19 protein-coding genes are annotated in these 22170 nt (G+C 44.2%); 3 read left to right on the top strand and 16 right to left on the bottom strand.

The genetic code is table 11. The features are described from left to right. Positions 1 to 45: 45 nt before the first annotated feature. Positions 46 to 1422, bottom strand: coding sequence for a hypothetical protein (locus GSQ66_RS14635; RefSeq protein WP_162428149.1), 1377 nt, complete (start codon positions 1420 to 1422; stop codon positions 46 to 48). A gap of 160 nt (positions 1423 to 1582) precedes the next feature. Beyond that, a complete protein-coding gene (gene prfA, locus GSQ66_RS14630; RefSeq protein WP_162428148.1) occupies positions 1583 to 2659 on the bottom strand; it encodes a peptide chain release factor 1 in 1077 nt (358 codons plus the stop codon). Between the two features lie 299 nt (positions 2660 to 2958). On the opposite strand from prfA, the gene GSQ66_RS14625 reads away from it, so the two are divergent. Further along, a complete protein-coding gene (locus tag GSQ66_RS14625; RefSeq protein ID WP_162428147.1) occupies positions 2959 to 3279 on the top strand; it encodes a thioredoxin family protein in 321 nt (106 codons plus the stop codon). A 2-nt stretch (positions 3280 to 3281) separates the two neighbouring features. After that, on the top strand, positions 3282 to 3524 hold the full coding sequence (locus GSQ66_RS14620) for a DUF6952 family protein (protein WP_162428146.1): 243 nt from the start codon (positions 3282 to 3284) through the stop codon (positions 3522 to 3524). 55 nt (positions 3525 to 3579) lie between these two features. On the opposite strand, the gene GSQ66_RS14615 is transcribed toward GSQ66_RS14620, so the two are convergent. From GSQ66_RS14615 to rbfA, 8 genes are all read right to left on the bottom strand, one after another. Beyond that, positions 3580 to 4188: a TetR/AcrR family transcriptional regulator gene (locus tag GSQ66_RS14615; RefSeq protein ID WP_162428145.1), complete on the bottom strand. Its 609-nt coding sequence runs from the start codon at positions 4186 to 4188 to the stop codon at positions 3580 to 3582. Positions 4189 to 4331: 143 nt separating this feature from the next. Continuing rightward, positions 4332 to 5015 carry a carotenoid biosynthesis protein gene (locus GSQ66_RS14610; RefSeq protein WP_238395707.1) on the bottom strand — a complete coding sequence of 228 codons (684 nt, stop codon included), beginning with the start codon at positions 5013 to 5015 and terminating at the stop codon, positions 4332 to 4334. Next, positions 5012 to 6484: a 1-hydroxycarotenoid 3,4-desaturase CrtD gene (crtD, locus tag GSQ66_RS14605; protein WP_162428144.1), complete on the bottom strand. Its 1473-nt coding sequence runs from the start codon at positions 6482 to 6484 to the stop codon at positions 5012 to 5014. The genes GSQ66_RS14610 and crtD overlap by 4 nt, the downstream gene beginning before the upstream one ends. A gap of 67 nt (positions 6485 to 6551) precedes the next feature. Next, entirely contained in the window at positions 6552 to 6992 is a 441-nt protein-coding gene (locus tag GSQ66_RS14600) for an SRPBCC family protein (protein WP_162428143.1), read from the bottom strand. A gap of 257 nt (positions 6993 to 7249) precedes the next feature. Next, positions 7250 to 10177, bottom strand: coding sequence for a DEAD/DEAH box helicase (locus GSQ66_RS14595; protein WP_162428142.1), 2928 nt, complete (start codon positions 10175 to 10177; stop codon positions 7250 to 7252). A 175-nt stretch (positions 10178 to 10352) separates the two neighbouring features. Next, a complete protein-coding gene (locus GSQ66_RS14590; protein WP_162428141.1) occupies positions 10353 to 11576 on the bottom strand; it encodes an ABC transporter permease in 1224 nt (407 codons plus the stop codon). Positions 11577 to 11668: 92 nt separating this feature from the next. Then, a complete protein-coding gene (locus GSQ66_RS14585) occupies positions 11669 to 12478 on the bottom strand; it encodes a class I SAM-dependent methyltransferase (RefSeq protein WP_162428140.1) in 810 nt (269 codons plus the stop codon). 21 nt (positions 12479 to 12499) lie between these two features. Next, positions 12500 to 12910 (bottom strand): 30S ribosome-binding factor RbfA, encoded by a 411-nt coding sequence (rbfA, locus tag GSQ66_RS14580; protein WP_162428139.1) that lies wholly within the window; start codon positions 12908 to 12910, stop codon positions 12500 to 12502. A 206-nt stretch (positions 12911 to 13116) separates the two neighbouring features. Between rbfA and GSQ66_RS14575 the strand changes: the two genes are divergently transcribed. Continuing rightward, positions 13117 to 14415 (top strand): hypothetical protein, encoded by a 1299-nt coding sequence (locus tag GSQ66_RS14575; RefSeq protein ID WP_162428138.1) that lies wholly within the window; start codon positions 13117 to 13119, stop codon positions 14413 to 14415. A 10-nt stretch (positions 14416 to 14425) separates the two neighbouring features. Here the strand turns inward: GSQ66_RS14575 and rpiB are convergent, their stop codons facing one another. The 6 genes from rpiB to GSQ66_RS14545 all read right to left on the bottom strand — a co-directional run bounded on the left by rpiB (position 14426) and on the right by GSQ66_RS14545 (position 22132). Next, the gene (rpiB, locus tag GSQ66_RS14570) at positions 14426 to 14863 is read right to left on the bottom strand and encodes a ribose 5-phosphate isomerase B (protein WP_162428137.1); all 438 of its coding nucleotides are present in this window, start codon (positions 14861 to 14863) and stop codon (positions 14426 to 14428) included. After that, positions 14863 to 15702: a twin-arginine translocase subunit TatC gene (gene tatC / locus GSQ66_RS14565; RefSeq protein ID WP_162428136.1), complete on the bottom strand. Its 840-nt coding sequence runs from the start codon at positions 15700 to 15702 to the stop codon at positions 14863 to 14865. Before tatC ends, rpiB begins: the two co-directional genes overlap by 1 nt. Before the next feature lie 16 nt (positions 15703 to 15718). After that, complete coding sequence (glyA, locus tag GSQ66_RS14560; protein ID WP_162428135.1) at positions 15719 to 16993, bottom strand: serine hydroxymethyltransferase; 1275 nt, start codon at positions 16991 to 16993, stop codon at positions 15719 to 15721. Between the two features lie 184 nt (positions 16994 to 17177). Beyond that, positions 17178 to 20606 carry an IPT/TIG domain-containing protein gene (locus GSQ66_RS14555; protein ID WP_162428134.1) on the bottom strand — a complete coding sequence of 1143 codons (3429 nt, stop codon included), beginning with the start codon at positions 20604 to 20606 and terminating at the stop codon, positions 17178 to 17180. A 510-nt stretch (positions 20607 to 21116) separates the two neighbouring features. Next, positions 21117 to 21812 carry a metallophosphoesterase family protein gene (locus GSQ66_RS14550; RefSeq protein ID WP_162428133.1) on the bottom strand — a complete coding sequence of 232 codons (696 nt, stop codon included), beginning with the start codon at positions 21810 to 21812 and terminating at the stop codon, positions 21117 to 21119. A gap of 92 nt (positions 21813 to 21904) precedes the next feature. Next, on the bottom strand, positions 21905 to 22132 hold the full coding sequence (locus GSQ66_RS14545; RefSeq protein WP_162428132.1) for a hypothetical protein: 228 nt from the start codon (positions 22130 to 22132) through the stop codon (positions 21905 to 21907). Positions 22133 to 22170 lie beyond the last annotated feature (38 nt).

Below are 22170 nucleotides of genomic sequence, written 5' to 3'. Positions count from 1 at the left end.
TTCTAACTCACCAACTCTCTAACTCATTAACTCCTAAACTATAGATCAGTCTATCGTTCGTTCGTAGGCGCCTATGTCGGGGGCGGTGAGGCTGCGTGCGGTTCCGGTGATGTCTTTGGTTATAGTTGGCAAAACGATTGCTGCGTTGCTGGCCGGCGATAGCGTATCTAACCTGAAACTATACTTGCCGGCATCTTTAAACTTTGGCTCTTTGTTGAGGATGTTCCCATCCCCTTTCAGGGCATCAGCATATTTAGCAGTGCGCAGCAGGGTGTGAGCAATTTCCATAGTTGTAGTAGCTTTTGCATCTATTAAAAGCTCATCTACCGAACTATAGCCATCAGAGTAAACGATAGAATTTACCAGCCGCAGGCTTGTTGGCTTGTCTTTTATCTCGGTGTCCGGAATGTAGTCGGTTATTACAAAAGCCGGGTTTGCGCGCGCCAGCGAGTTATTATAGTTTACTATAGTGGAGTAGAGCACCTCGTAGGTACCGCCTCCCAAACCACCAAACCCGAACTGCCCGCAATTATAGATCAGCGAATTTACCACCTGCACATCCGACGTAAACGCGATAATCCCGTCCGAGAAAGCATTGGAGATAATACAGCCTTCTACCAGCGTGCCTGCCTTGCCGGGGTTACCAATGCGCAGCCCGTAAATTGTGTTCCTTATATCGGCATACTTAATACTGTTATTGCTGCTTTTGGTCAGTATCCGGATGCCTTCCCACTGGCCGGGTGCCCGTACATATTCCGGCTCGCGGCGGTAACCGCTAAACGTTACACGCTCCTGTGGGGTACCATTTACATTTAAGGTACCATTCACCAGCAACACTCCTTTACTACCCGCAACTATGCGAGCGCCTTTATCTATAGTTAGCGTTGCGCCTTCTTTCAGTAGCACAGTATCTAAGAGCACATGTGGCAGGTCGCTGGTCCAGGTAGTGGTGCCTATGGTTTCTTTTCTGTGGAAGACCGCATTTTGCCCATAAGCCACTAATTTTATAGTTTGGCGCTGCCCGTTTGTATCGAAAAGGATAGAGTCGGCTACCAGAAATGGAAGGTTCGCATCGTTTGGGTTTATGTTTACTTTAACAAGTATATACAGGCTATCCTTGCCGCGGAGCTCGAGGTTGTTGCGAACTATAGTTTCCTGGCCGTTAATGATGAGGTTGTAAGGAGATGCCGCCGCACCCGCCAGTGTAATGTTACTGATGCGAACTGCTTTTTTGTCGGGATTATAGACCTTGAGCCGCTTGGTTACACTGCCCTGCGTCACAAAAACAGTGTCAAACAACACCGTATCCTGCGAAAAAGTTAGCACAGCGTCCCGGTCTGTCGTCAATTCCTCATCCTTCGGCTCGCAACTAAACATCGAAAGCAAAAACAGCAGGGGCAATATGGCGAGCAGGTATCTCAAGTTTTAATTGTTGGATTGTTAAAGATCATAATAGTTGACAACCGTTCAGCAATTTAACCATTTAGCCATCAAACATTTTAACAATTAAAAAGAAAAAGGATGCAGTTGCGGCTATTTTGCCCTCCTGCATCCTTTTAGTAACTCTTAGCTGTTACAAATATTATTCTGCTGTTGCGCCTTCTTTCAGTCTTTCGGCGTTCTCTGCAATACGAAGCTCTTCTACAAAACTATCGATACCACCATCCATTACAGAAGGCAGGTTGTACACAGTATACCCGATACGGTGATCGGTAACACGGCCCTGCGGATAGTTATAGGTACGGATCTTATCGGAACGGTCGCCGCCGCCAACCATAGACTTACGCTGCGCACCTTCTTCTTCGTTTTTCTTGGCAAGCTCCTGCTCGTAAATACGTGAGCGAAGTACCGCCAATGCTTTATCAAAGTTCTTCAGCTGCGATTTCTGGTCCTGGCACTGGGCTACAAGGCCTGTTGGTAAGTGCGTTAAGCGAACAGCAGAGTATGTCGTGTTTACCGACTGACCACCCGGGCCTGAAGAACAGAAAAGGTCCTTTCGGATATCGTTCATATCAAGCTCAATGTCAAACTCTTCTACCTCCGGCAACACAACCACCGAAGCAACCGACGTATGAATACGGCCCTGCGTTTCGGTAGCCGGCACACGCTGCACACGGTGCACACCCGACTCAAACTTCAGCTTACCATACACGTCCTCGCCCGACATGCCAACTATAATTTCTTTGTAACCGCCCGATGTTCCTTCTGTCGCATCGATCAGTTCAGTGCGCCAGCCCATTTTCTCGGCAAAGCGGGTATACATACGGTAAAGGTCGCCGGCAAAAATAGAAGCCTCATCGCCACCAGCACCCGCACGTATCTCCATAATAATGTCCTTGCTGTCGTTCGGGTCTTTTGGTATCAGGAGCTCTTTCAGAGCATCTTCCATGGCGTCGCGCTGTGGCAGCAGCTCATCCAGCTCTTCTTTAGCCATTTCCCTGAAATCTTCATCCTTCTCAGTAGCAATCACCTGCTTGGCATTGTCGATGTTGCTCAGGATGTTCAGGTACTTCTTATATTCAACTACAATCTTATCTAGGTCTTTATACTCTTTGTTCAGCGCCTTATACTTCTTCATGTCGCTGACCACATCCGGCTGAATAAGCAAATGGCTTACTTCTTCAAATCGCTGGTTTATGGCTTCTAATTTATCTAACATTGGGGTTTTCTATTTATAGGCTGCAAAGATACAAAATTGGCGTCTAGATTTTTATATCCATTTTACCACATCCTGTAATTCCGACACCATAATATGTTCTAAGCTATAACTTTAAACTGTTAACTATAGTTTCAGATTCCTATACCGTAGTTCACAAACAAACATCATAGGTTTAAACTATAAGGTCATATATTAAATCTATCATATCTATTACCCTGTTTTCAGTTTAAACATTTACTTTTGGAAGGAGTTTATAAGTAGACCATAAATAAATTACGCATTAAAATAAACAATACATCATGGCTGTAATAAAAGCAACAGATAGTGATTTTGCGAGCATTGTAAGCTCAAATAAAAAAGTGTTAGTAAAATATTATGCTGACTGGTGTGGCAACTGCCGTTTATTCTCGCCTAAGTTTAAGCGCCTGTCTGATGACGAGCAGTTTGATGGCATTGCCTTTGTGGATGTGAACGCCGAAACCAGCCCGGAAGCACGCAAAATGGCCGGCGTTACCAACCTGCCTTTCTTTGCCGTTTTTAAAGATGGTAAATTAGTTGATACAGTAGCAGCCAGCAAAGAAGAAGCTGTGCTTACACTTATACATAAACTAGACGCTTAATTATGAAAATACCCGCGATAAAAAAATTAGTAGAAACACAGGAGGTACAGGCTTTGATGGCCGCTGAGGAGGCTATTATTGAAGAACAACCTTTAGCCATTGAAGTAGACGGGGATGATGAAGGCGAGCAGTTGACACATATTTTAGCTGCCATCTGGATACTGAACCACATGCAGGAAACCGGCGACGACTTTAAAACATCGCTGCGCGAGTATACTAAAAAGGTGCGCGTTTCTATCAGCTAAAAGCAGTTTACGCTATAACTATAAAGGCCCGGGCAGTAAGTCCGGGCCTTTATAGTTATAAGTTATTTTTAGCGAAGAACTCTTCTGCCATTTTGCCTCCGTGGTCGGTACAAATTCCCCGCACGTAGTATAGGTAAATACTTCTGAAAACTTCGGCCAGGTCATACTTGTCAGGCGGGAAAACAGCTGGGTTAATCATCATAAAGAATTGCTCCAAAATGATCTTGGTCACCAGTTGCAGGTTAATGTCTCTCCGGAAATACCCCGCCAGAACTCCTCTGTTCAGTATCTCAGCATTTACCTGTTGGTTATTGTTGGCCAGGTTTTCCAGACTTAACTGCCAGGCTTCAGGATAAGATTGCAGATCAGTTATAAAAACGGGGTTTATATCCTTTATTGTTTTGATACCGTCCACCAGCAGGAGCATGATTTCTTCCACCGGATTTCTTGCCGTTTTCAGTAATTCCTGCTGCTTGTTGTTTTGCTGCTCAATATCAAACCGGGTTACCTGCAATACCATATCCTGCTTGTTATGGAAAAGCTCGTGGTAAGTAGATTGCCTGATATCTAATTTCCGGATTATATCTGCTTCAGAATTCGCCTCTATGCCTTCCCGTTTAAAGAGTTGCAGAATTTCCCCCAGAATAGTTTCTAAAAAAGTCATTTTTAAATTTAAAGCAGCAACCTAATCGCGTTTCGAACCTTATCTTACGCACAAACACTTCTAAAAGGTCAGTGTAATGCACTGCAAATTTACCAGACTTTATAGCATGTACAAGCACACAACTCTGCCGAAGACTTTAAAGTTTAAAGCATAGCATATAATCCTATAAAAAACAGCAACTGAACCAGGTACACAAAGGGTGCCAGCGGGTTTTGCCTGTATATAGCTGCTACCTGAAAATATAGGTGCATCAGAAACGCAAGCCCCAGCCAACCTGCATAATTAGATAGCGGTATGGTATTGCCTTTCCAGTCCCAGAAATCGAACTGCATGGCTACCGGCTCCATAAAAAAATCGAGTAGTAGCATTAACGCAGCACCAGTCAGCGCTTTAACAAACAGGTTTACTTTTAGCTTGCTAACTATAGTTCCGGTACTGTACACCAGCATCAGCCAGTTAAGCCCGATCAGGAGCGGCACATCCCATAGTTTAGTGCCCAGCGTTGCGCCATAGCTGTATTGCCCGAAAAGCAAGCCTGTATGCACGCCAACTACTTCGGCCATAAAGCCTGCTATAGTTATGATTACTGCAAAAAGAATGAAGGGTGTGTTCCAGTTACGGTGCAGGCTAAAAAGCAGGATGTTGGTAAGCAGGAGGTTTAGCGGTGTAAGTTCCTGGAAATGCATGGGCCGGCCACTGAACATCAAACCCCAGAAACCTACTCCGTGGAAAATAACCAACACTACAAGGCAAACCCAAAAGCCTATAGTTCGGGTTGTTTTTGTTGTTATAGCTGTAGCGTTATCTATCGTTTTGATCATGATCATTTAGTTGGTTCGGGGGCCAGGTCAGCCACTATTTTAGCCGAAAGCAGGCATAACGGAATACCACCGCCCGGGTGTACGCTGCCTCCACAAAAGTAAAGTCCTTTAAGCTTACCACTAAAATTCGGATGCCTTAAGAAGGCGGCCAGCCTGTTATTGGAACTGCTCCCGTAAAGCGCGCCGGCAAATGACGACGTACGACTTTCTATCGTCAGCGGGTCCAGCACCTGTTCGTGTTCTATAAGTTGTTCCAGGTTTGTTTTCAGCATTTTGCTGAGTTTACTGATTACTGTTTCACGTGTAACGGAGGTTAGTTCCTGCCAGTTCTGTCCCTGGTTGTGCGGCACGTTTACCATTACAAACCAGTTCTCGCTGCCAGCCGGCGCGTCCTGCTTTTCCAGTTTAGAGGTGATGTTTACGTACACCGTTGGGTCCGTACTTATAGTCTTGTGTTTAAAGATATGCTCGAACTCGGTTTTATAGTTGCCGCTAAAGAAAATGTTATGCAGGTGCAGCTCCGGAAACTCCTTTTTTACTCCCCAGTAAAAGATCAGTGCGGAGCTGGAGCGTGGTTGCTGCAAGGTAGTTTCAGGGGCAGGCTGATTGGGTAAAAGCCGGCGGTAGGTTGGCATTACGTCCATGTTACTCACCACCACATCAGCGCTATAGTACGCTTTTGTAGTTTGTACGCCTGCTACCTTACTCCCTTCCACTATAATCTGCTCTGCTTTCTCATTATACCGGAACTTCACACCTAATTCTTCAGCGAGCTTCACCAAACTGGCTGCTATACTATAGATACCGCCTTTGGGGTAAAATGCACCAATTCCATGCTCTAAATGCGGAATAATGTTCAACGTGGCAGGTGCCTGATACGGGTCAGATCCATTGTAAGTAGCAAACCGGTCCAGCAGCTGCACAAACCTGTCATCCGAAAAAAGCTCTTTGTTGGCATCGTGCATGGTAGTCGTCAAGCCCAGGTCCGGCAAACATTGCAACGATTTCAGTATATCAGTACTCAGGTAAGTATTCAGCTTATGTAGCGATTTGTGCAGAAATGTATCGGCAGTGCCTTTGTAGAGCCGGGCACTTTTGCTGAGCGCTTTCAGCACTGTTTGTTTTGGCACGCCCAATTGCTTTTCTGCTTCAAGGGAAAACTTTTCAGGATCAGCAAATGCTTTAAGCTGGCTGCCATCAGGCCAGAAATAATGCGTGATCGGGTCTAAGCGGGTATAAGTAAAGTAATCAGTTGGGTTTCTGTTGGCAAGTGTAAAAAGCTCATCCACCAAATGCGGCAACGTAAAAAGCGACGGCCCGGCATCGAACCTATAGTTGCTCAGCCAGAACTCGTGCATCTTGCCGCCAAAGCTTTCGTTGGCTTCAAACACAGTAACTTCATAGCCTTTTACAGCCAGCCGTATGCTTGCCGCAATACCGCCGATGCCCGCACCTATAATTGCCGCTTTTGCCATGCTATAAGTTACTGAATTCTGAGTTTCTGTGCACTAACTGGTAGCATACCTGAAAGGTTTTGAGAACCTATAGTCTACCAAATATTTTCCTGTAAACAGGCTTCCGCATACTGAACTGGGCTACCATAAGCGGATAAAGCAGCAGGTCGAGCAGTTTGTTGCCGGTACTATAGTTTATAATGTCGTGTATAGTTGCGCCAGCGCCAAGTGCTGTTACCAGGTGCTTGTGGTGCCATAGTTTAAGTGGGGGAGGAAGCACCTGGCCTTCGTCTACAAAGTAAGCTTCGCTATCAGTTATAGTTCGTTCGGTTATCAGGCTCGTCCACCGGAAAGACTTTACACCTGTCTGCAGTTCAACTTCCACCACATCGCCGGGCTCAGATCCATCAAACCGCAACAGCTTTAATGTAGGGTAGGGCGGGGCGAGTTTCCGGAACAGCTGCTCATCAAATGCCTCAAACACCTGCCTATAGTTCTGCCTGACATTGGTTCTGAGATGTAGCTGCACGGTTTGATGGTTAGTTGTTAATTGCTGATGGTTGTAAGAAATCCATGAGTTGTCATTCCGAGTGCAGCAAGAAATCTATCCGGAATTCTAAACAGATCTCCCCTTTCTTCGGGATGACAAGGGATGGTATTTGATGATTAACTACCTGCAACTACAAAAGTTATAGTTCACGAAAACAAAAATGCCGCTGCTTTATAGTTGCAACGGCATTTAATTGATTAACAAATCAACGATTTAACCATTAAGCCATTCAAAAATTAACTTAACAGACTAGCTATATCCTCTTTTGTCAGGTTTTTAATCACATTCTCATCGATGCTGATAAGTTCGTTTACCAGTTGCAGCTTTCGGTTTTGCAGGGCCAGTATCTTTTCTTCTACCGAATCTTTTGTGATGAATTTGTAGGTAAACACTGTGTTCTGCTGCCCGATGCGATGCGCTCTGTCTACGGCCTGCGCTTCCACGGCCGGATTCCACCACGGGTCAAGTATAAACACATAATCGGCGGCAGTCAGGTTAAGGCCCACACCACCAGCCTTCAGCGAGATAAGAAATACCTGTATCGTTTCATCGGTCTGGAAAAGCTCTACCTGCTGGTGCCTGTTTTTGGTATTCCCATCCAGGTAAGCATATGTTATCCCGCGTTCATCCAGCGCAGTCCGCACAATCTCGAGGTGCTTCACAAACTGACTAAAGATCAAAACTTTATGCCCTTTGCCAACCACGTTACGTGTCATACGCAGCACTTCCTTTATCTTCCCGGATTCCCCTTCGTAGTTCGGGTCGGCCATTAAGGGGTGGTTGGCAATCTGCCGCAGCTTCATCAGGCCCTGCAACAGCATGAACTGGGTATTGCCCGGACCGTTCTCTTCCAGGTTGGTTAGTATCTTGTTGCGGTAAAACGATTTGGTCTCTTCGTAGGCGTGCCCCTGCTCTTCTGTCATTTTACAGTAAGTGGTGTGCTCTATCTTTTCGGGAAGCTCTTTGGCCACCTGCGATTTGTGCCTGCGAAGGATGAAAGGCTTTATAAGTGCGTGCAGTTTGCGTGTCTTCTGCTCGTCTTTCTCTTTCTCGATCGGCTTTAAAAACTCGTTCCGGAAGAAATGCTGGTTACCTAACAGACCCGGGTTAATAAACGACATCTGCGACCATAAGTCCATGGTGCTGTTCTCGACAGGCGTACCGGTAAGTATAAGCCTGTGCTTCGATTTAAGCGATCTTACAGCTTTAGACGTAGTCGAATCCGGGTTTTTTATGGCCTGCGACTCATCCAGGATAATGTAATCGAAATAATATTGTTTCAGCAGCGCAGCATCAAGGCGAACTATACCATACGATGTCAGTACCACATCATAGTCCTGGAAATGCGCCACATCTTTGTTACGATACGTGCCGGTATAGCTCAGTATGCGTAGTTCAGGTGTAAATTTCTGAGCTTCGTGCAGCCAGTTATAGATAAGCGAAGTCGGCATTACCAGCAACGTAGCTGACTCTGCTCCCTGTTCTTTGCGGTGCTGCAGCATCGCCAGCGTTTGCACGGTTTTACCAAGGCCCATGTCATCGGCAAGGCAACCGCCAAACTTATAGTTCTGTACAAACTGCAGCCAGTTATAACCAGCTTTCTGATACGGTCTCAGCTCACCTCTAAACCCAACCGGCATCGGATGATCTTCTATCGTTTCAAACTCGCGAAGCTTTTCCAGTTTGCGGCTCATTGTTACCGTAGCCAGGTTACCATTATACAGGTCGTTTACAAGAGCCATGTGGTGCTTGCGAAGCGTCAACTGCTCGTCACCTTCCGAGAAAGCAAACAGCTCTATGTATTGCGTAAACCACTCATCCGGAATAATAGCTATTTGCCCGTTTGGTAATACAAACTCATTATTCTTGGTAAGGATGTGGCTTTTTAGTTTGATAAACGGAATCTCGAACTCTCCGAAACGAACTATACCGTAAATATCGAACCAGTCATTTTTCTCGGTAATGCCTACTTCTACAGCCACATCGCCTATAAAGTAATTCTTACCGGTTTTATCAGACTGCTTTATAGTATAGCCCTGCTCTTCCAGTTCCGAAATATGCGTACCTAGCCATGCAAAAGCAGCGCCTTTTTCCAGCACGGCTTTACCGTTCTTTATTTCAAGGCCACGATTGTTCAGTTCTTTGCAAAACTCCTTTTCACGTACACCATCGCGCACCAGCCTATGGAAAATAAAGTTGTCAGCAGTTTTTTCCAGGCTTACGCTTACCTTTTTGTTTTCGGTAGCCTGCACTTCTTGGTTGCCGTATTTGTAGGCCAGCTCAAACAGGATTTTATCCGGCTCACGGTCTATTTTAGAATCGGGTTGTGTTCTGGCAAATATGCCGGGTACATTTGCCGCTTTTATAGTTGAGAATACCAGTAGCGGCTCAGGTGTATACTTGTCTTTTTTAATCTCGAAGGCAGAGGCATATACATCAAAGGATTCCAGGAGCGGCGCTACAAATTTGCTGAAGTAATTCTCCTCAATACTTTGCGGAATAGCTATAAAGCGCTTGTTCAAGAAAGGCTGTAGTTTCTTACCATCTATCGGCTTTTCAAAACTATAGATCACGCCATTCAGCATTAGCCAGGCAGGCTCATAACAAACCAGCGATGCGTTCTTAAACATGAACTCCAGCTTCTGGCCGGCATATTTTATAGTTGGGAAGTAATGCGTACTGCCATCATCCTGGCGGTGGAAATGGAACAATACCGACGCTTTTTCAGGCGCGATAGATATTTTACGCCAGGTTGGTTCACCGTCCTTGCCCATAATATAGGTTTGCTTGCCGCGCAGCAGCTCCATTATTTTGCCCATGCGCACTTGCATGTAGTGGGTTATAGTTTCCTGCAGCGCTTTGTCACCTTTTTCGGGGTCATATACTTTCAGGAAAAAATCAACCGGCGACATTTTTTTTGGCGAGAACCTTTTAAGCACAGCATCCTGCTGTATCTGGTCCATTAGCTGTACCAGCTTAAAATCATTTGCATCTAACCCAGCGGAAAACTCAGATGAATTTTTAGCCGAGATATTCTGGTGCTGCAGGGTAAGCTGTCCGCGGGAATTTATCTGGACCACAAAAGACTCAAACAGGTATCCGAGATACTCATGCTCGAAGAGGGAATAAACTACCTGAAAAGGCTGCGTGGTAAAAACTTTCATTACAGATTCTATTTCGGACCACGAATTTACCCATTTAACAGGTCAGAACCTATCAAAATCAGACTTATTAGGCCCCTGAAAGCAACTTTTCAGTCAATAACCTGTGGCATAAGGTTAATGTTTATAAAACTCCCGACGAATAGAAAAACGTATGAAGAAATAAGGAAAAGGAATTTTAGATATTCTCAATAACAGACATAGCAGCAGCTTTGCGGGCCGGCCTGATAGAAACCAACAGCGTGATGATAACTATAGCTGCACCGGTTAATACAAAGTCCTGTATCTCCATTTTAATAGGGTACGCTTCCACTAAGGATGTAGCCATCCCCATCGAGATTACACCAAATGTTTGCTGCAGGTTACAGATCAGCATCCCCATGGAGAGACCATAGGCTGCCCCAATAAAGGCTACCAGCGCACCTTCAAAAAGGAAAATGTTCCGGATAGTTGTAGCTGTTGCGCCCATAGAGGCAAGTATGGCAATGTCTTTCTTCTTATCTATCACCAGCATGGAGAGGGAGAAGAAAATATTAAGCGACGCTATAAAAAGGATAAACGCAAAGGTGACGAACACAAAAAGCTTTTCTACCTTAACCGCCCGTAGTAAACTGGTGTGTTGTTCATCGCTGTTCTGTATCCTGAACTTATCCCCAAGCAATTCTTTTAGCGATTGCTTTACCTGTTCTATGCGATAGCCTTCTTCTACTTTAATTTCTAAGGCAGTTCGTTTACGGCCATATTCCAGTAACTCGGCTGCATAGTTTAGTGGTACAAATACATAAGCATCGTCGTACTGGCGCTCTATGGCAAAAACCCCGCCCGGCAATATAGGCATGCTGTTAAAAGCGCCTTCGGGGTTCATGGGATTGAATTTGGTGTTACGGGGATACAAAAACTGCATGGGCACAAACTGGTTACCCGGCTTAATGGATAGCTGATACTGTACGCCGCGCCCCACCAGCGCATAATATTTACCGTCCTGTATCAGGTGATGATGCCCTTCCACCACCGACGTGTCGATTTCGTTCTGCTGGAAAAAATTCTCGCTTACGCCTTTCACTTTTACCACCATCTGGCGGTCGTTATAGCGGAGCAAGGCATTATCTTCTATCACTTCCGACACTACGGCCACACCCGGCATCCGGCGAATGCGGTTCATAAACTCGGTATCCGTTTCAAAAGCTTTGCCTTCAACTATAGTTATCTTCAGGTCCGGGTCAAAGCTGGAATAGATCTTCCGGATAAGGTCTTCGAGCCCGTTAAAAACTGATAGCACTATAATCAGCGCCATAGAACCCACAGCTACGCCGATCATCGCAATATTCGAGATAATGCTGATGATGTTCCGCTTCTTTTTAGAGAAGAAGTAGCGCTTTGCTATGAGAAAAGGGACGTTCATTTAGTTTATTATGGTTAAATGGCTGCACTGTTTAATTGTTATTCATGTATTCCAGATCAACAATTAAGAAATCAGCAATTTAACAATTAAGTCTACTTCCAGGCTTTTACGATCAGGCCGGTACCGGATGCATGCCTGTTATTCACATCGAGCCAGTTTAGTACCAGGCTGAACGGAAATGTAACAAGATAGTAAAACGGCAGCACTATAAAGAATAGTTTTGACGTGTTCAGCATCAGCATTGGGTACTTCATTGATAACCTCCAGGATATCTGCCCTGGTTTGCCATAGGAGTAACGAGCTTCCATTTTGCTGAAACCTGCTATGCGAAGTTTTTCCTGTATTTCGTTGATGTTGTAGCCATCGCGTACGTGCTCTTCTATAAAAGAAGTTTCATCGTCGCCGTGCACATCCGAACCACCCTGATCAGAAGGGGTAGAGATTACCAGCATGCCGCCCGGCCGAAGCGAACTATAGAAGTTTTTGAACACGTCCACATCTTCCAGGATATGCTCCATCACATCCACTGAAAGGATCAGGTCGTAGCTATCCGGTTGGCGGAAGTGTACTAAATCAGCTATTTTGAACAGCACGTTGTGGCGGCTAAGCTCGCGCATAAACCTGTTGTTATCGGACACCTGCTCTTCCTTTACATCTACCGCCAATATGTTCCACTTTGGGCTCATGCTGGATAAATGGTAGGTATACTGTCCGAAGCCGGCACCAGCATCCAGAATATTCTGCTCTTTGTTTCGGCGATCAGAAGCCCACTGGCGCAGCTCTTTGTGCACATGCCAGGTCCGCAGCAGCAATAAATCTAACAGGTTAAAAAATACACGACGCAGGAACGGAGTTTTGTTGAAAACATCTCCAAGCACCCGCTTTATTGGGTCGTAATGCATAAGGGTGAAGCGAAACTAGGGCTATTTTTTATCGTTATCGATGTCTTCGATATAATCGTCTGTATCGTAATCTTTATCAGTCGGCGGAATCTCGATCCCGGTGAACAGCTTATCAATGTGAGCAGCGTATTCGGCGCTGTCGTCCAGGTAAAACACCAATTCAGGAATCACCCTAACCTGGCTTTTAATACGTTGCGCCAAGTGATGGCGTATTGTTTTGGTGTTCACGCGCAGTTCCTGCAGGAGCTCTTCCTTGTTAGGTGCCAGCATTACGCTAAGGTATACACGTGCCAGCCCAAGGTCCGGAGATACACGAACCGTGCTTACAGAGATATAGGCGCCACCAAAAAGGTGTGTCGTTTCTCTCTGAAACACTTCGGCCAGCTCTTTCTGTATCAGGCGTGAGAATTTCTGTTGTCTTTTACTTTCCATACGAAGATGCAAATATCATATTAATTTCGCATTTTTACCCCAAAAGCGCCTTATTCATTTCAGGTGCATTGGTTTATAGTACTCTCTAACTCTCTCTTTCCTTGGTTAGTTACTTCAGAAGCGTTCGGCTTTCCCGACTTATTTCGCTGATATTACTATTCCTGGCTATTCAGCTGCCTTTATACCTGTTGCTTACTTCTGTAACTATGCAGGAGCTTTTATACATGCTGATAGGAGAGCGCATGGCCGATGGCTATACCATGTACCAGCAGATCTATGATAATACTGCCCCATTAAGCGCGCTGGTTTACTGGCTTATCGATCTTATTGCCGGCCGTTCTGTGTTGGCGTACCGTATAGTTGCGCTTATACTGCTTTTAGTGCAGGCGCTTACCTTTAACTTTATCCTGAACCGCTACCAGGTCTTTGCAACCAGAACCTACATTCCTGCACTTTTATATTTAGTACTGGGCAGTATTACCTATGAGTTTGGGATGCTGACGCCGGTACTGATCGGGCACACCTTTGTGATACTGTCACTCCCTTATCTGATTACTGTCTCGCGGGAGGGAATTGAAAATAACAGGCTTTTTGTAGGCGGATTTATACTTGGCTTAGCAGCTTTGTGCTATTTGCCACTTGGCTTATACTTAGTAATAGGTTTTTTTGCCGTGCTGCTTTTTGCCTCTAATACGTTCCGGAGCATATTGCTCATGCTTTGCGGCTTTTTGTTTCCGTATGCCATGCTGCTTACTTTTTACTTTTATACCGGAACCCTGGATGAGTTTACTGAAATGCACCTTTTCCGCCCGTGGCAGTTTAAAGTAGCTTTTATTCTGCCACCTGCCGACCTCGCTAAGCTCATTGCCTTACCATTAATCGTGCTTTTCTTCTCGGTTATGTCAAGCCTTTCGTTACCGCAGCGGTTGGTGTTCCAGGTAAAGTTTCAGCAGGTAATGTGGATTTGGTTATTAGTTAGCCTGGTCCTAACTATAACCCGCGACGAGATTTCTGCCAACAATTTTATACTGCTGCTGCCTGCTATTGCTTACTTTGGTGAGTATCTGTTTACTATAGCTATTAAGAAGTGGATGCTGAATTTAGCTTTTGTGTTGGTGCTTGCCAGTACCATCGTTATCCGGTACCGCGACCTTTTTGGAATTAGTCAGGTTCTGCAGCTTTCAGATCCACAATTGATCTCTAAAGGCAATCTGCCGGATGTGCCTCAAAACGAAACTATACTGGTACTGGGTAACGACACCCGCTATTATCTTCAGAACAAACCGGCAACCCCTTACCTGAACTGGCAACTGGCCCAGCGCGACTTTGGGAACCTGGACGAATATGAAGCCATCTACAACATTTATCTTAACCTGAAAAATGAGATGCCTGCTTATATTATAGATGAAGCAAATCTGATGGAAGAGTTAACCTATAAGATTCCGGCTATTTTCGGGAAGTATAGTGCTACAGGCAAGAATAACACCTATGTGCTAAAACAATAATTGCCGCTGCTTAGCAGTCGGCAATTTTGTTTACTCTATTCTGGTGGCGGCCACCTTCAAAGTCTGTGCTTAAAAATACTTTTACCATTTCCTCTGCCTCTTCTTCAGAAACAAACCTGGCTGGTATACAAAGTATGTTGGCATCGTTATGTTCGCGGGCAAGTTTGGCCAGCTCTGTTTTCCAGCAAAGGGCAGCTCTTATCTCCTTATACTTATTTGCTGTCATGGCTACCCCGTTTCCGCTACCGCAGATCAGAATGCCAAAGTCTGCTTCCTTGTTTACAACTGCTTTTGCCAGCGGATGCACATGGTCCGGGTAGTCTACCGATTCTTCTGAACCTGGTCCGAAGTCCTGCACCTGGTGCCCTAGCTCATCCAGATACTTTTTCAGCAACTTCTTATAGGTGTAACCGGCATGGTCACCGCCAATTGCAATTTTATAAGCCATTAGATCGTATTGTTTTGGTTCAGTTTCTTTAAATCACTATTCCGGATCGAGCGCGAAACTATTATACTTACCTCGTAAAGCAACATCAGCGGAATCGAGATCAGCAACTGGCTAATCACATCCGGTGGTGTTATAATGGCGCCTACCACTAATATTACGATAACAGCATGCCTGCGGTATAGTTTCATTATTTCCGGCGATAACAGTCCTGCTTTTGTGAAGAAGTAAACTATAACCGGCAACTGAAACATAAATGCACATGACAGGCAAAGTGTTGTAAGCGTAGAAATATACGAGTTCAGATCAAACTCATTTACAATAGAAGGATCGACCTGATAACCTGCCAGAAAGTTGATGGAGATCGGAGATACAACATAGTACCCGAACAGCAAGCCCATTATAAACAGCACGGAAACAAAGAACACAGCGCCACGCGAGCTCTTCCGTTCCTGATCATATAAGCCAGGGCTTACAAAACGCCAGATCTCCCAGAAAGCATACGGAAAAGCACAGGCCAGACCGATCACCACCGACACCAGCATGTGCATAGAAAGCTGCCCACTCATTTGCCGGCTTTGTATCGTAAACCCTAGCTCATCAATACAAAAAGCCTCCATCCCCAGGGCATTCCCCAAATCGCACATTATCCTGTAGCTCAGAAAATCTGTACGCGCAGGAGCCAGTATGATATCGTGAAAAACGAAGCTTTTAGCTAGAAAAGCAATAATAGAAAATATAAGGATAGAAGCAACAGCCCGTATCAGATGCCATCTTAACTCTTCAAGATGGTCCACAAAGGACATCTCTTTCGGTTCTTCCTCCAAAAAGTTTTGATCCATTAAAAGAATCCTGTAATTAGTAAGCGAACAGCGGGTATTGCTGCATCCAGTTATTTACTTCGTTGCGAACAGAGGTAAGTTTCGACTCATTATCGTGGTTCATCAGCACATCATCAATAAGCTCAACTATACGCGTCATATCGTTCTCCTTCAGACCACGTGTTGTAATGGCAGCAGTGCCTACACGCATACCTGATGTTACAAACGGTGATTTATCATCGAACGGCACCATGTTCTTATTGATCGTGATATCAGCTTTAACCAATGTATTTTCAGCCAGCTTACCGGTAAGCCCTTTTGTACGCAGGTCGATCAGCATCATATGGTTGTCTGTGCCCCCAGAGATGATGTTGTAGCCACGATCAACAAACGCCCTGGCCATAGCCTGTGCGTTTTGCTGCACCTGCTTTATGTAGCCCAGGTAATCATCTGAAAGTGCTTCGAAATACGCTACAGCCTTAGCTGCAATTACGTGCTCTAACGGCCCACCCTGTGTTCCCGGAAAAACTGCACCATCCAGCACTGAAGACATCATGCGCGTCTCGCCTTTCGGAGTTTTCAAGCCAAATGGGTTCTCAAAGTCTTTCCCCATCATGATCATACCGCCTCTTGGACCGCGTAAAGTCTTGTGGGTAGTTGTAGTAATAATATGGCAATGCTCAAACGGGTTGTTCAATAACCCTTTTGCGATAAGGCCTGAAGGGTGTGAGATATCAGCCATTAAGAGTGCGCCTACTTCATCAGCGGCTGCACGCAGTTTTTTATAATCCCAGTCACGGCTGTAAGCGGAGGCACCACAAATAATAAGTTTTGGTTTTTCGCGACGTGCCGTTTCAACTACTTTATCGAAGTCTATAAGACCTGTTTCCTGCTCTACACCATAAAAAGACGGCTGGTATAGTTTACCCGAAAAGTTAACCGGTGAACCGTGTGTCAAGTGCCCACCATGTGAAAGGTCAAATCCAAGTATTTTATCACCGGGCTGCAGCACTGCCAACATAACAGCAGCGTTAGCCTGAGCACCTGAGTGTGGCTGCACGTTTACCCATTCAGCACCAAATAACTCCTTCGCTCTATCTATAGCCAACTGCTCCGACTGGTCTACAATTTCGCAACCGCCATAATAACGCTTCCCCGGAAGGCCTTCAGCGTACTTGTTAGTCATTTCGCTACCCATGGCACGCATTACCTGCTCCGAAACAAAGTTTTCAGAAGCAATAAGTTCTATACCATGCATTTGGCGAGCTTTCTCTTTAGCGATCAGGTCGAATATAGCTGTGTCTTTCTGCATCTTTTTAAGTAGAATTATTATTGTTCAAAATTAAAGCATGCCCCGCAATAAACCAATGTTTACTAAGTTTATATGTACTATCTTAAAAACCACGGGGTTATCAGGCCTTATTTTATAGTTGCTTCTCAAAAAGAAAGGCCAGGCACTTTCGTAATGCCTGGCCTTTCTGCTGCTATAGTTATCGTTACCTCTTTTCAATTCTTACATACTCCCGCTTGCCACTATGGTCAACAGTAACTATGTAAACACCAGCCATCAGATTGTTATACTTTGATAACAAAACCACATTCTCACCTGCATGTACATCTACCTGCTCGAAGTATACCTGCTTTCCAGTTATTGAAGTAACCCGTATAGTTGCCTTACCCTCGTTTTCTGCTGTAAAGTAAACTTTAGAATCTGCCTCTAAAGGGTTTGGCGCTACTTCCATAGGCTTCGAAATCATCACAGGCTTAACTGCTACAATCTTACTATAAGCATATGCCCCGTCGAAGTCTACCTGTTTTAAGCGGTAATATTCTGTTTCGCCATTGCTGCTATAGTTGTTCGAGAAGCTGTACTGCGTTTTAGTAGAGCTATTGGCAACTTTACTCTTAACGTTATCGATCTTTCTAAAATTACTTAAAGAGCCTCTAGACATCTCAATCTCGAAATGAGAGTTATTTTTCTCTGAAGCTGTACTCCATTCCAGGCTAACTATACTACCTCTTAAACTAGCGGTGAAAGAAATGAGTTCTACTGGTAAAGGAGCTACAACTCTTACATCCATAGCTCTTGTTACCGAACCTTGCGAGTGTGTAATAACTGCAGGAAAGCCTTCGCCAGCTTCAACCGCTGTGTATTTCACAAAGATCGTAGCTGGATTCAGTCTGTTATTTGCAACATCATTTAACGTAAGCGTTTTACCAAATCCAGCTGCATCAGCAGTTTTCGAAATGGTATATGGACTAGACTCACTAACAGTTAACGTAACCGCTTCACCATTTTTCAATCCTAAGCCGCTCACCTGGTATTCTTTGGATTCACTTCCACCAATCGGCTTGCTGTTGAAGGTGAGTTCTTGTGGGGTGGTGAGGTAGGGAGGAGATAATGTATAAGTTTCTCGGCTTGTTACCTGTCCTGTTGTTGCTCGTACAATCAATGTTCCTGTGGTAGCCGTAGAAGGGACAATTACCTTTAATTGTGTATCACTCACTAGGGTAAAACTCGTAGTAGAACCGCTGCCTATATAGATCCTGTTTGTGCCCGTAAAATTCTCTCCTGTTATGGTCATTTCAGTGCCTACCGGACCGAAGGCAGGTGTAAATGAAGTGATTGAAGGTGCACCAGTTACAGTAAAATAAGACGATGAAAGAGCTCGTCCGTTGGGCGTACGCACCTGTACTGTTCCTGTTGAAGCTAGGCTTGGGACCGTAACCTTTATCTCCGTATCGCTGACAACGGTAAAGCTGGAAGTAGAACCACTGCCAAAATAAACTAATGTAGCTCCGGTAAAGTTTAAACCTTTGATAGTAACAACAGTGCCCACTGGCCCCAAAGAAGGAGTAAAGGAATGGATTTCAGGAGCACCCGTCAGTGTAAAGACATCTCTACTAGTTACCTGTCCGGTAGTTGTACGTACTATAATTTTTCCAGAAGTGGCTAGTGCTGGAACGGTAACTTTCAGTTCCGTGTCACTTACTACTGTAAAGCCTGTTGTAGAACCATTACCCACGTAAACAATATTGGTTCCTGTAAATTTCTCTCCCAGGATTGTAATTTCAGTACCTACTGGGCCAGATGTTGGTGAAAAAGAAGTGATTGAAGGTGCACCAGTTACAGTAAAATAAGACGATGAAAGAGCTCGTCCGTTGGGCGTACGCACCTGTACTGTTCCTGTTGAAGCTAGGCTTGGGACCGTAACCTTTATCTCCGTATCGCTGACAACGGTAAAGCTGGAAGTAGAACCACTGCCAAAATAAACTAATGTAGCTCCGGTAAAGTTTAAACCTTTGATGGTAACAACAGTGCCCACTGGCCCCAAAGAAGGAGTAAAGGAATGGATTTCAGGAGCACCCGTCAGTGTAAAGACATCTCTACTAGTTACCTGTCCGGTAGTTGTACGTACTATAATTTTTCCAGAAGTGGCTAGTGCTGGAACGGTAACTTTCAGTTCCGTGTCACTTACTACTGTAAAGCCTGTTGTAGAACCATTACCCACGTAAACAATATTGGTTCCTGTAAATTTCTCTCCCAGGATTGTAATTTCAGTACCTACTGGGCCAGATGTTGGTGAAAAAGAAGTGATAACCGGTGAATTCTCTAATACAAATTGGCCTGAACTTGATGCACGCCCACTATTTGAGTAGACTCTAACGATACCAGATGAGGAGATTGAAGGCACTGTAATCTGAATCTCGGTATCACTTATAATTGTAAAGTTGGTAGTTGATCCGCTTCCGATGTATACTATAGATGCTTCAGAAAAATTACGTCCTTTAATGGTCATAAGCGTTCCTACTACCCCCTTCGCAGGAGAAAACGAACTGATTACCGGTGCCCCCTCAACTGCAAAATTAAATGAACTTACTGAGCGACCTTGCGCTGTATAAACCTGTATTCTACCTGTCGATGCAGTATTAGGCACAATAGCCCTAATCTGTGTATCACTAATTATTGAAAAGTCCGTCACCAAACCACTTCCAATATACACCGAGTTAGCATTTGTAAAATTTGAGCCGGTAATGATTACTTCACTATTTACAGGGCCAGATGCAGGCGAGAAGGAATTTATAGTTGGTGTTCCAGTTACTGAAAAGCTTGAAGAACTGACTCCTGTACCAATATTGGAATATACCCTTACCGTACCACCTGTGGCAGTTGCTGGTACTTTAGCTTTTATTTCTGTATCGCTTACTTTAGTAAAGCTCGTTATAGTACCTCCCGCTATATTTAAAGATGTTACATTATCGAACTTTGTTCCTTTTATGGTTACTTCAGTTCCAACCGGGCCGGAAGCGGGGGTAAATTCTGTAACTGTAGGGGTGCCGTTTACCAAGAAAGACTGACCAACAGCTGATCCGTGGTTTGCATAAACTACTACATTGCCACTATATGATGAAGCGGGTACTTTTGCCAGTATCTCTGAATCACTTACAATAACAAAATCATCAACCGAACCACCTGCAATGCTTACAGAAGTAACACCTGTAAATTTCGATCCGGATATTGTCACTTCTGTGCCTACTAACCCAGTTGCAGGATCTATCGAGCTAATAACAGGAGCTTCATTTAGCGTGAAATTAGAAGAACTGGATCTGGAGCCATAACCGGTATGCACCTGAATTTTACCTGTAGAGGCAGAGGCCGGTATATTTACTTTAATTTGTGAATCACTAATGATTGTAAAATCTAAAGTAGACTCATTGCCTATATAAACCATATTGGCAGTAGAGAAACCCGTACCATTTATAGTAATTACGTCGCCTACTTTGCCCGATGTTGGAGTGAAATCAGAAATAGTAGGCGCCGATTGCGCCTGTGCCTGCACAATAACAAAAAATACTAAAATGAAATTTAGCAGCAGCGTTCTTATCAGCGGTGAGCTATAAGGGTAAGCGTAGAAACGTGCCATAGCTTTGAATTGTGTAGCCAGTATTAAATTATTGTAATTTAGCCTCTTGCGATATAAGATTCACTTGCAAAATAAGATAATTTATTTCTTACCATCACAATTATTTATAACTATTTTTTTATACACTCGAGCTTAGGAACGCTAAAATTCAATAATATATATACTTTATACACAATATTTAAGACTTGCCTAACGATCTGCCAATTACAATCATAAACACCTATTGTTCAAGCCATTAAGCCCTAATCAAAAGATAATAGGATACCTTTAAAAACTATCAGTAATCTTTTCTGAAAAAAATATCTCACAAAACGAAACATAAAAAGTACAAAAAAAATTCTTAATTGAGTTCCTGAATATATAATTGTAGTATAAAAAGTTTGTGCAATCAGCAATACGATAAATTTATACCTACTTCTGGGTATAGATTCTTAGAATAGTAATCTAAAAATCACAGAAAGCGACCATAAACCGGGTCATAAAGGAGGTGTGGTTTAACATCCCTAAAAGTTAGCTTTTTCGACGAACAGAATAGGGACGATCTTCATTTGGCTGGATATATAGTTCCTGAGAATCCAGATCGAGCGCTATTAAGTTTCCGTAACTGGCATTTTTATAGTACACGCAACCAGCATCCAGATTTAAACTATAGCTGCCATGCGCTACCGATTTTTTTATAGCATGCAGCGCTGCTGGGGTATGGCCATGAAGCAGCCTTTTATTATTAAGCTTTGCGGGCACAGTTTTATAGTCCCGTATATTCAGCATGGCTTCTTTATCTTTAAAAATGTCGTCCTGCTTAAAGTCGAAACCTGCATGCACTAAGAAGTAGTCGGGAAGTTCCAGGTAGTAGGGGAGCTTATCTAGAAAGGTCAGGTATTTTGGAGGTAACTTCTCAAAATCATGAATGCCGAAGCTTTGTAAGACAAGCTCTTTTTCGGGAGACGACAGATTTAAGGCACTCTCTCCTTTGGTAGCGGCTTTTAAGAGCATCTGATCGTGGTTACCGCGCAGGCACTTTACATTGTGATGCTGCTTCTGGAGGTGAATTATAAAATCTATAACACCTTTGCTGTCCGGGCCTTTATTTACCAGATCACCCAGAATATATAGTTCATCCTGTTTCTGAAGTTTTAATTGCCCTAAAACCAGCGCTTTAAGTGTTTGGGCACAGCCATGGACATCAGTAAGGGCGTAACGGGCCATTGTTGATCAGTGTAAACTATAGATTGGCAAATGTATCAATAAAAATAGCACCTGTTTTGGGCAGGTGCTATTTTTATCTGAGCCAGCTACAATTAATTGTACTTACCTTTGTCCAGATCCGGCTTGTCTGTATTTCGGTTATCGTTGTTCTTTAGCACGTTACCGGTGCTTGCCGGATTTTCATCTGCGCCTTCGGTATACTTATTCCGCAGCTCTTCATTTTTCTTGCCGGTTGGTTTAACGCCGGCTTTATCCTGTCCTTGGCCTGTCGGATTTCCTTTGTTTTCGCCGCTTGGCTGTGTGTGCTTATATGATGGCATCTTATCCTCCTTTTCTTAAATGTAAAAACTCCTGACCT

Origin of the sequence: Pontibacter pudoricolor (genome assembly GCF_010092985.1) — a bacterium.
GTDB lineage: Bacteria > Bacteroidota > Bacteroidia > Cytophagales > Hymenobacteraceae > Pontibacter > Pontibacter pudoricolor.
This window is presented reverse-complemented; position numbering and strand designations above follow the sequence as displayed.

What these genes read in the sequence shown, in the direction of transcription:
- prfA (WP_162428148.1), bottom strand. Translation starts at nt 2,659, where the DNA reads ATGTTAGATAAATTAGAAGCCATAAACCAGCGATTTGAAGAAGTAAGC.
- GSQ66_RS14625 (WP_162428147.1), top strand. Translation starts at nt 2,959, where the DNA reads ATGGCTGTAATAAAAGCAACAGATAGTGATTTTGCGAGCATTGTAAGC.
- GSQ66_RS14620 (WP_162428146.1), top strand. Translation starts at nt 3,282, where the DNA reads ATGAAAATACCCGCGATAAAAAAATTAGTAGAAACACAGGAGGTACAG.
- GSQ66_RS14615 (WP_162428145.1), bottom strand. Translation starts at nt 4,188, where the DNA reads ATGACTTTTTTAGAAACTATTCTGGGGGAAATTCTGCAACTCTTTAAA.
- GSQ66_RS14610 (WP_238395707.1), bottom strand. Translation starts at nt 5,015, where the DNA reads ATGATCATGATCAAAACGATAGATAACGCTACAGCTATAACAACAAAA.
- crtD (WP_162428144.1), bottom strand. Translation starts at nt 6,484, where the DNA reads ATGGCAAAAGCGGCAATTATAGGTGCGGGCATCGGCGGTATTGCGGCA.
- GSQ66_RS14595 (WP_162428142.1), bottom strand. Translation starts at nt 10,177, where the DNA reads ATGAAAGTTTTTACCACGCAGCCTTTTCAGGTAGTTTATTCCCTCTTC.
- GSQ66_RS14590 (WP_162428141.1), bottom strand. Translation starts at nt 11,576, where the DNA reads ATGAACGTCCCTTTTCTCATAGCAAAGCGCTACTTCTTCTCTAAAAAG.
- GSQ66_RS14585 (WP_162428140.1), bottom strand. Translation starts at nt 12,478, where the DNA reads ATGCATTACGACCCAATAAAGCGGGTGCTTGGAGATGTTTTCAACAAA.
- rbfA (WP_162428139.1), bottom strand. Translation starts at nt 12,910, where the DNA reads ATGGAAAGTAAAAGACAACAGAAATTCTCACGCCTGATACAGAAAGAG.
- GSQ66_RS14575 (WP_162428138.1), top strand. Translation starts at nt 13,117, where the DNA reads ATGCAGGAGCTTTTATACATGCTGATAGGAGAGCGCATGGCCGATGGC.
- rpiB (WP_162428137.1), bottom strand. Translation starts at nt 14,863, where the DNA reads ATGGCTTATAAAATTGCAATTGGCGGTGACCATGCCGGTTACACCTAT.
- tatC (WP_162428136.1), bottom strand. Translation starts at nt 15,702, where the DNA reads ATGGATCAAAACTTTTTGGAGGAAGAACCGAAAGAGATGTCCTTTGTG.
- glyA (WP_162428135.1), bottom strand. Translation starts at nt 16,993, where the DNA reads ATGCAGAAAGACACAGCTATATTCGACCTGATCGCTAAAGAGAAAGCT.
- GSQ66_RS14555 (WP_162428134.1), bottom strand. Translation starts at nt 20,606, where the DNA reads ATGGCACGTTTCTACGCTTACCCTTATAGCTCACCGCTGATAAGAACG.
- GSQ66_RS14550 (WP_162428133.1), bottom strand. Translation starts at nt 21,812, where the DNA reads ATGGCCCGTTACGCCCTTACTGATGTCCATGGCTGTGCCCAAACACTT.
- GSQ66_RS14545 (WP_162428132.1), bottom strand. Translation starts at nt 22,132, where the DNA reads ATGCCATCATATAAGCACACACAGCCAAGCGGCGAAAACAAAGGAAAT.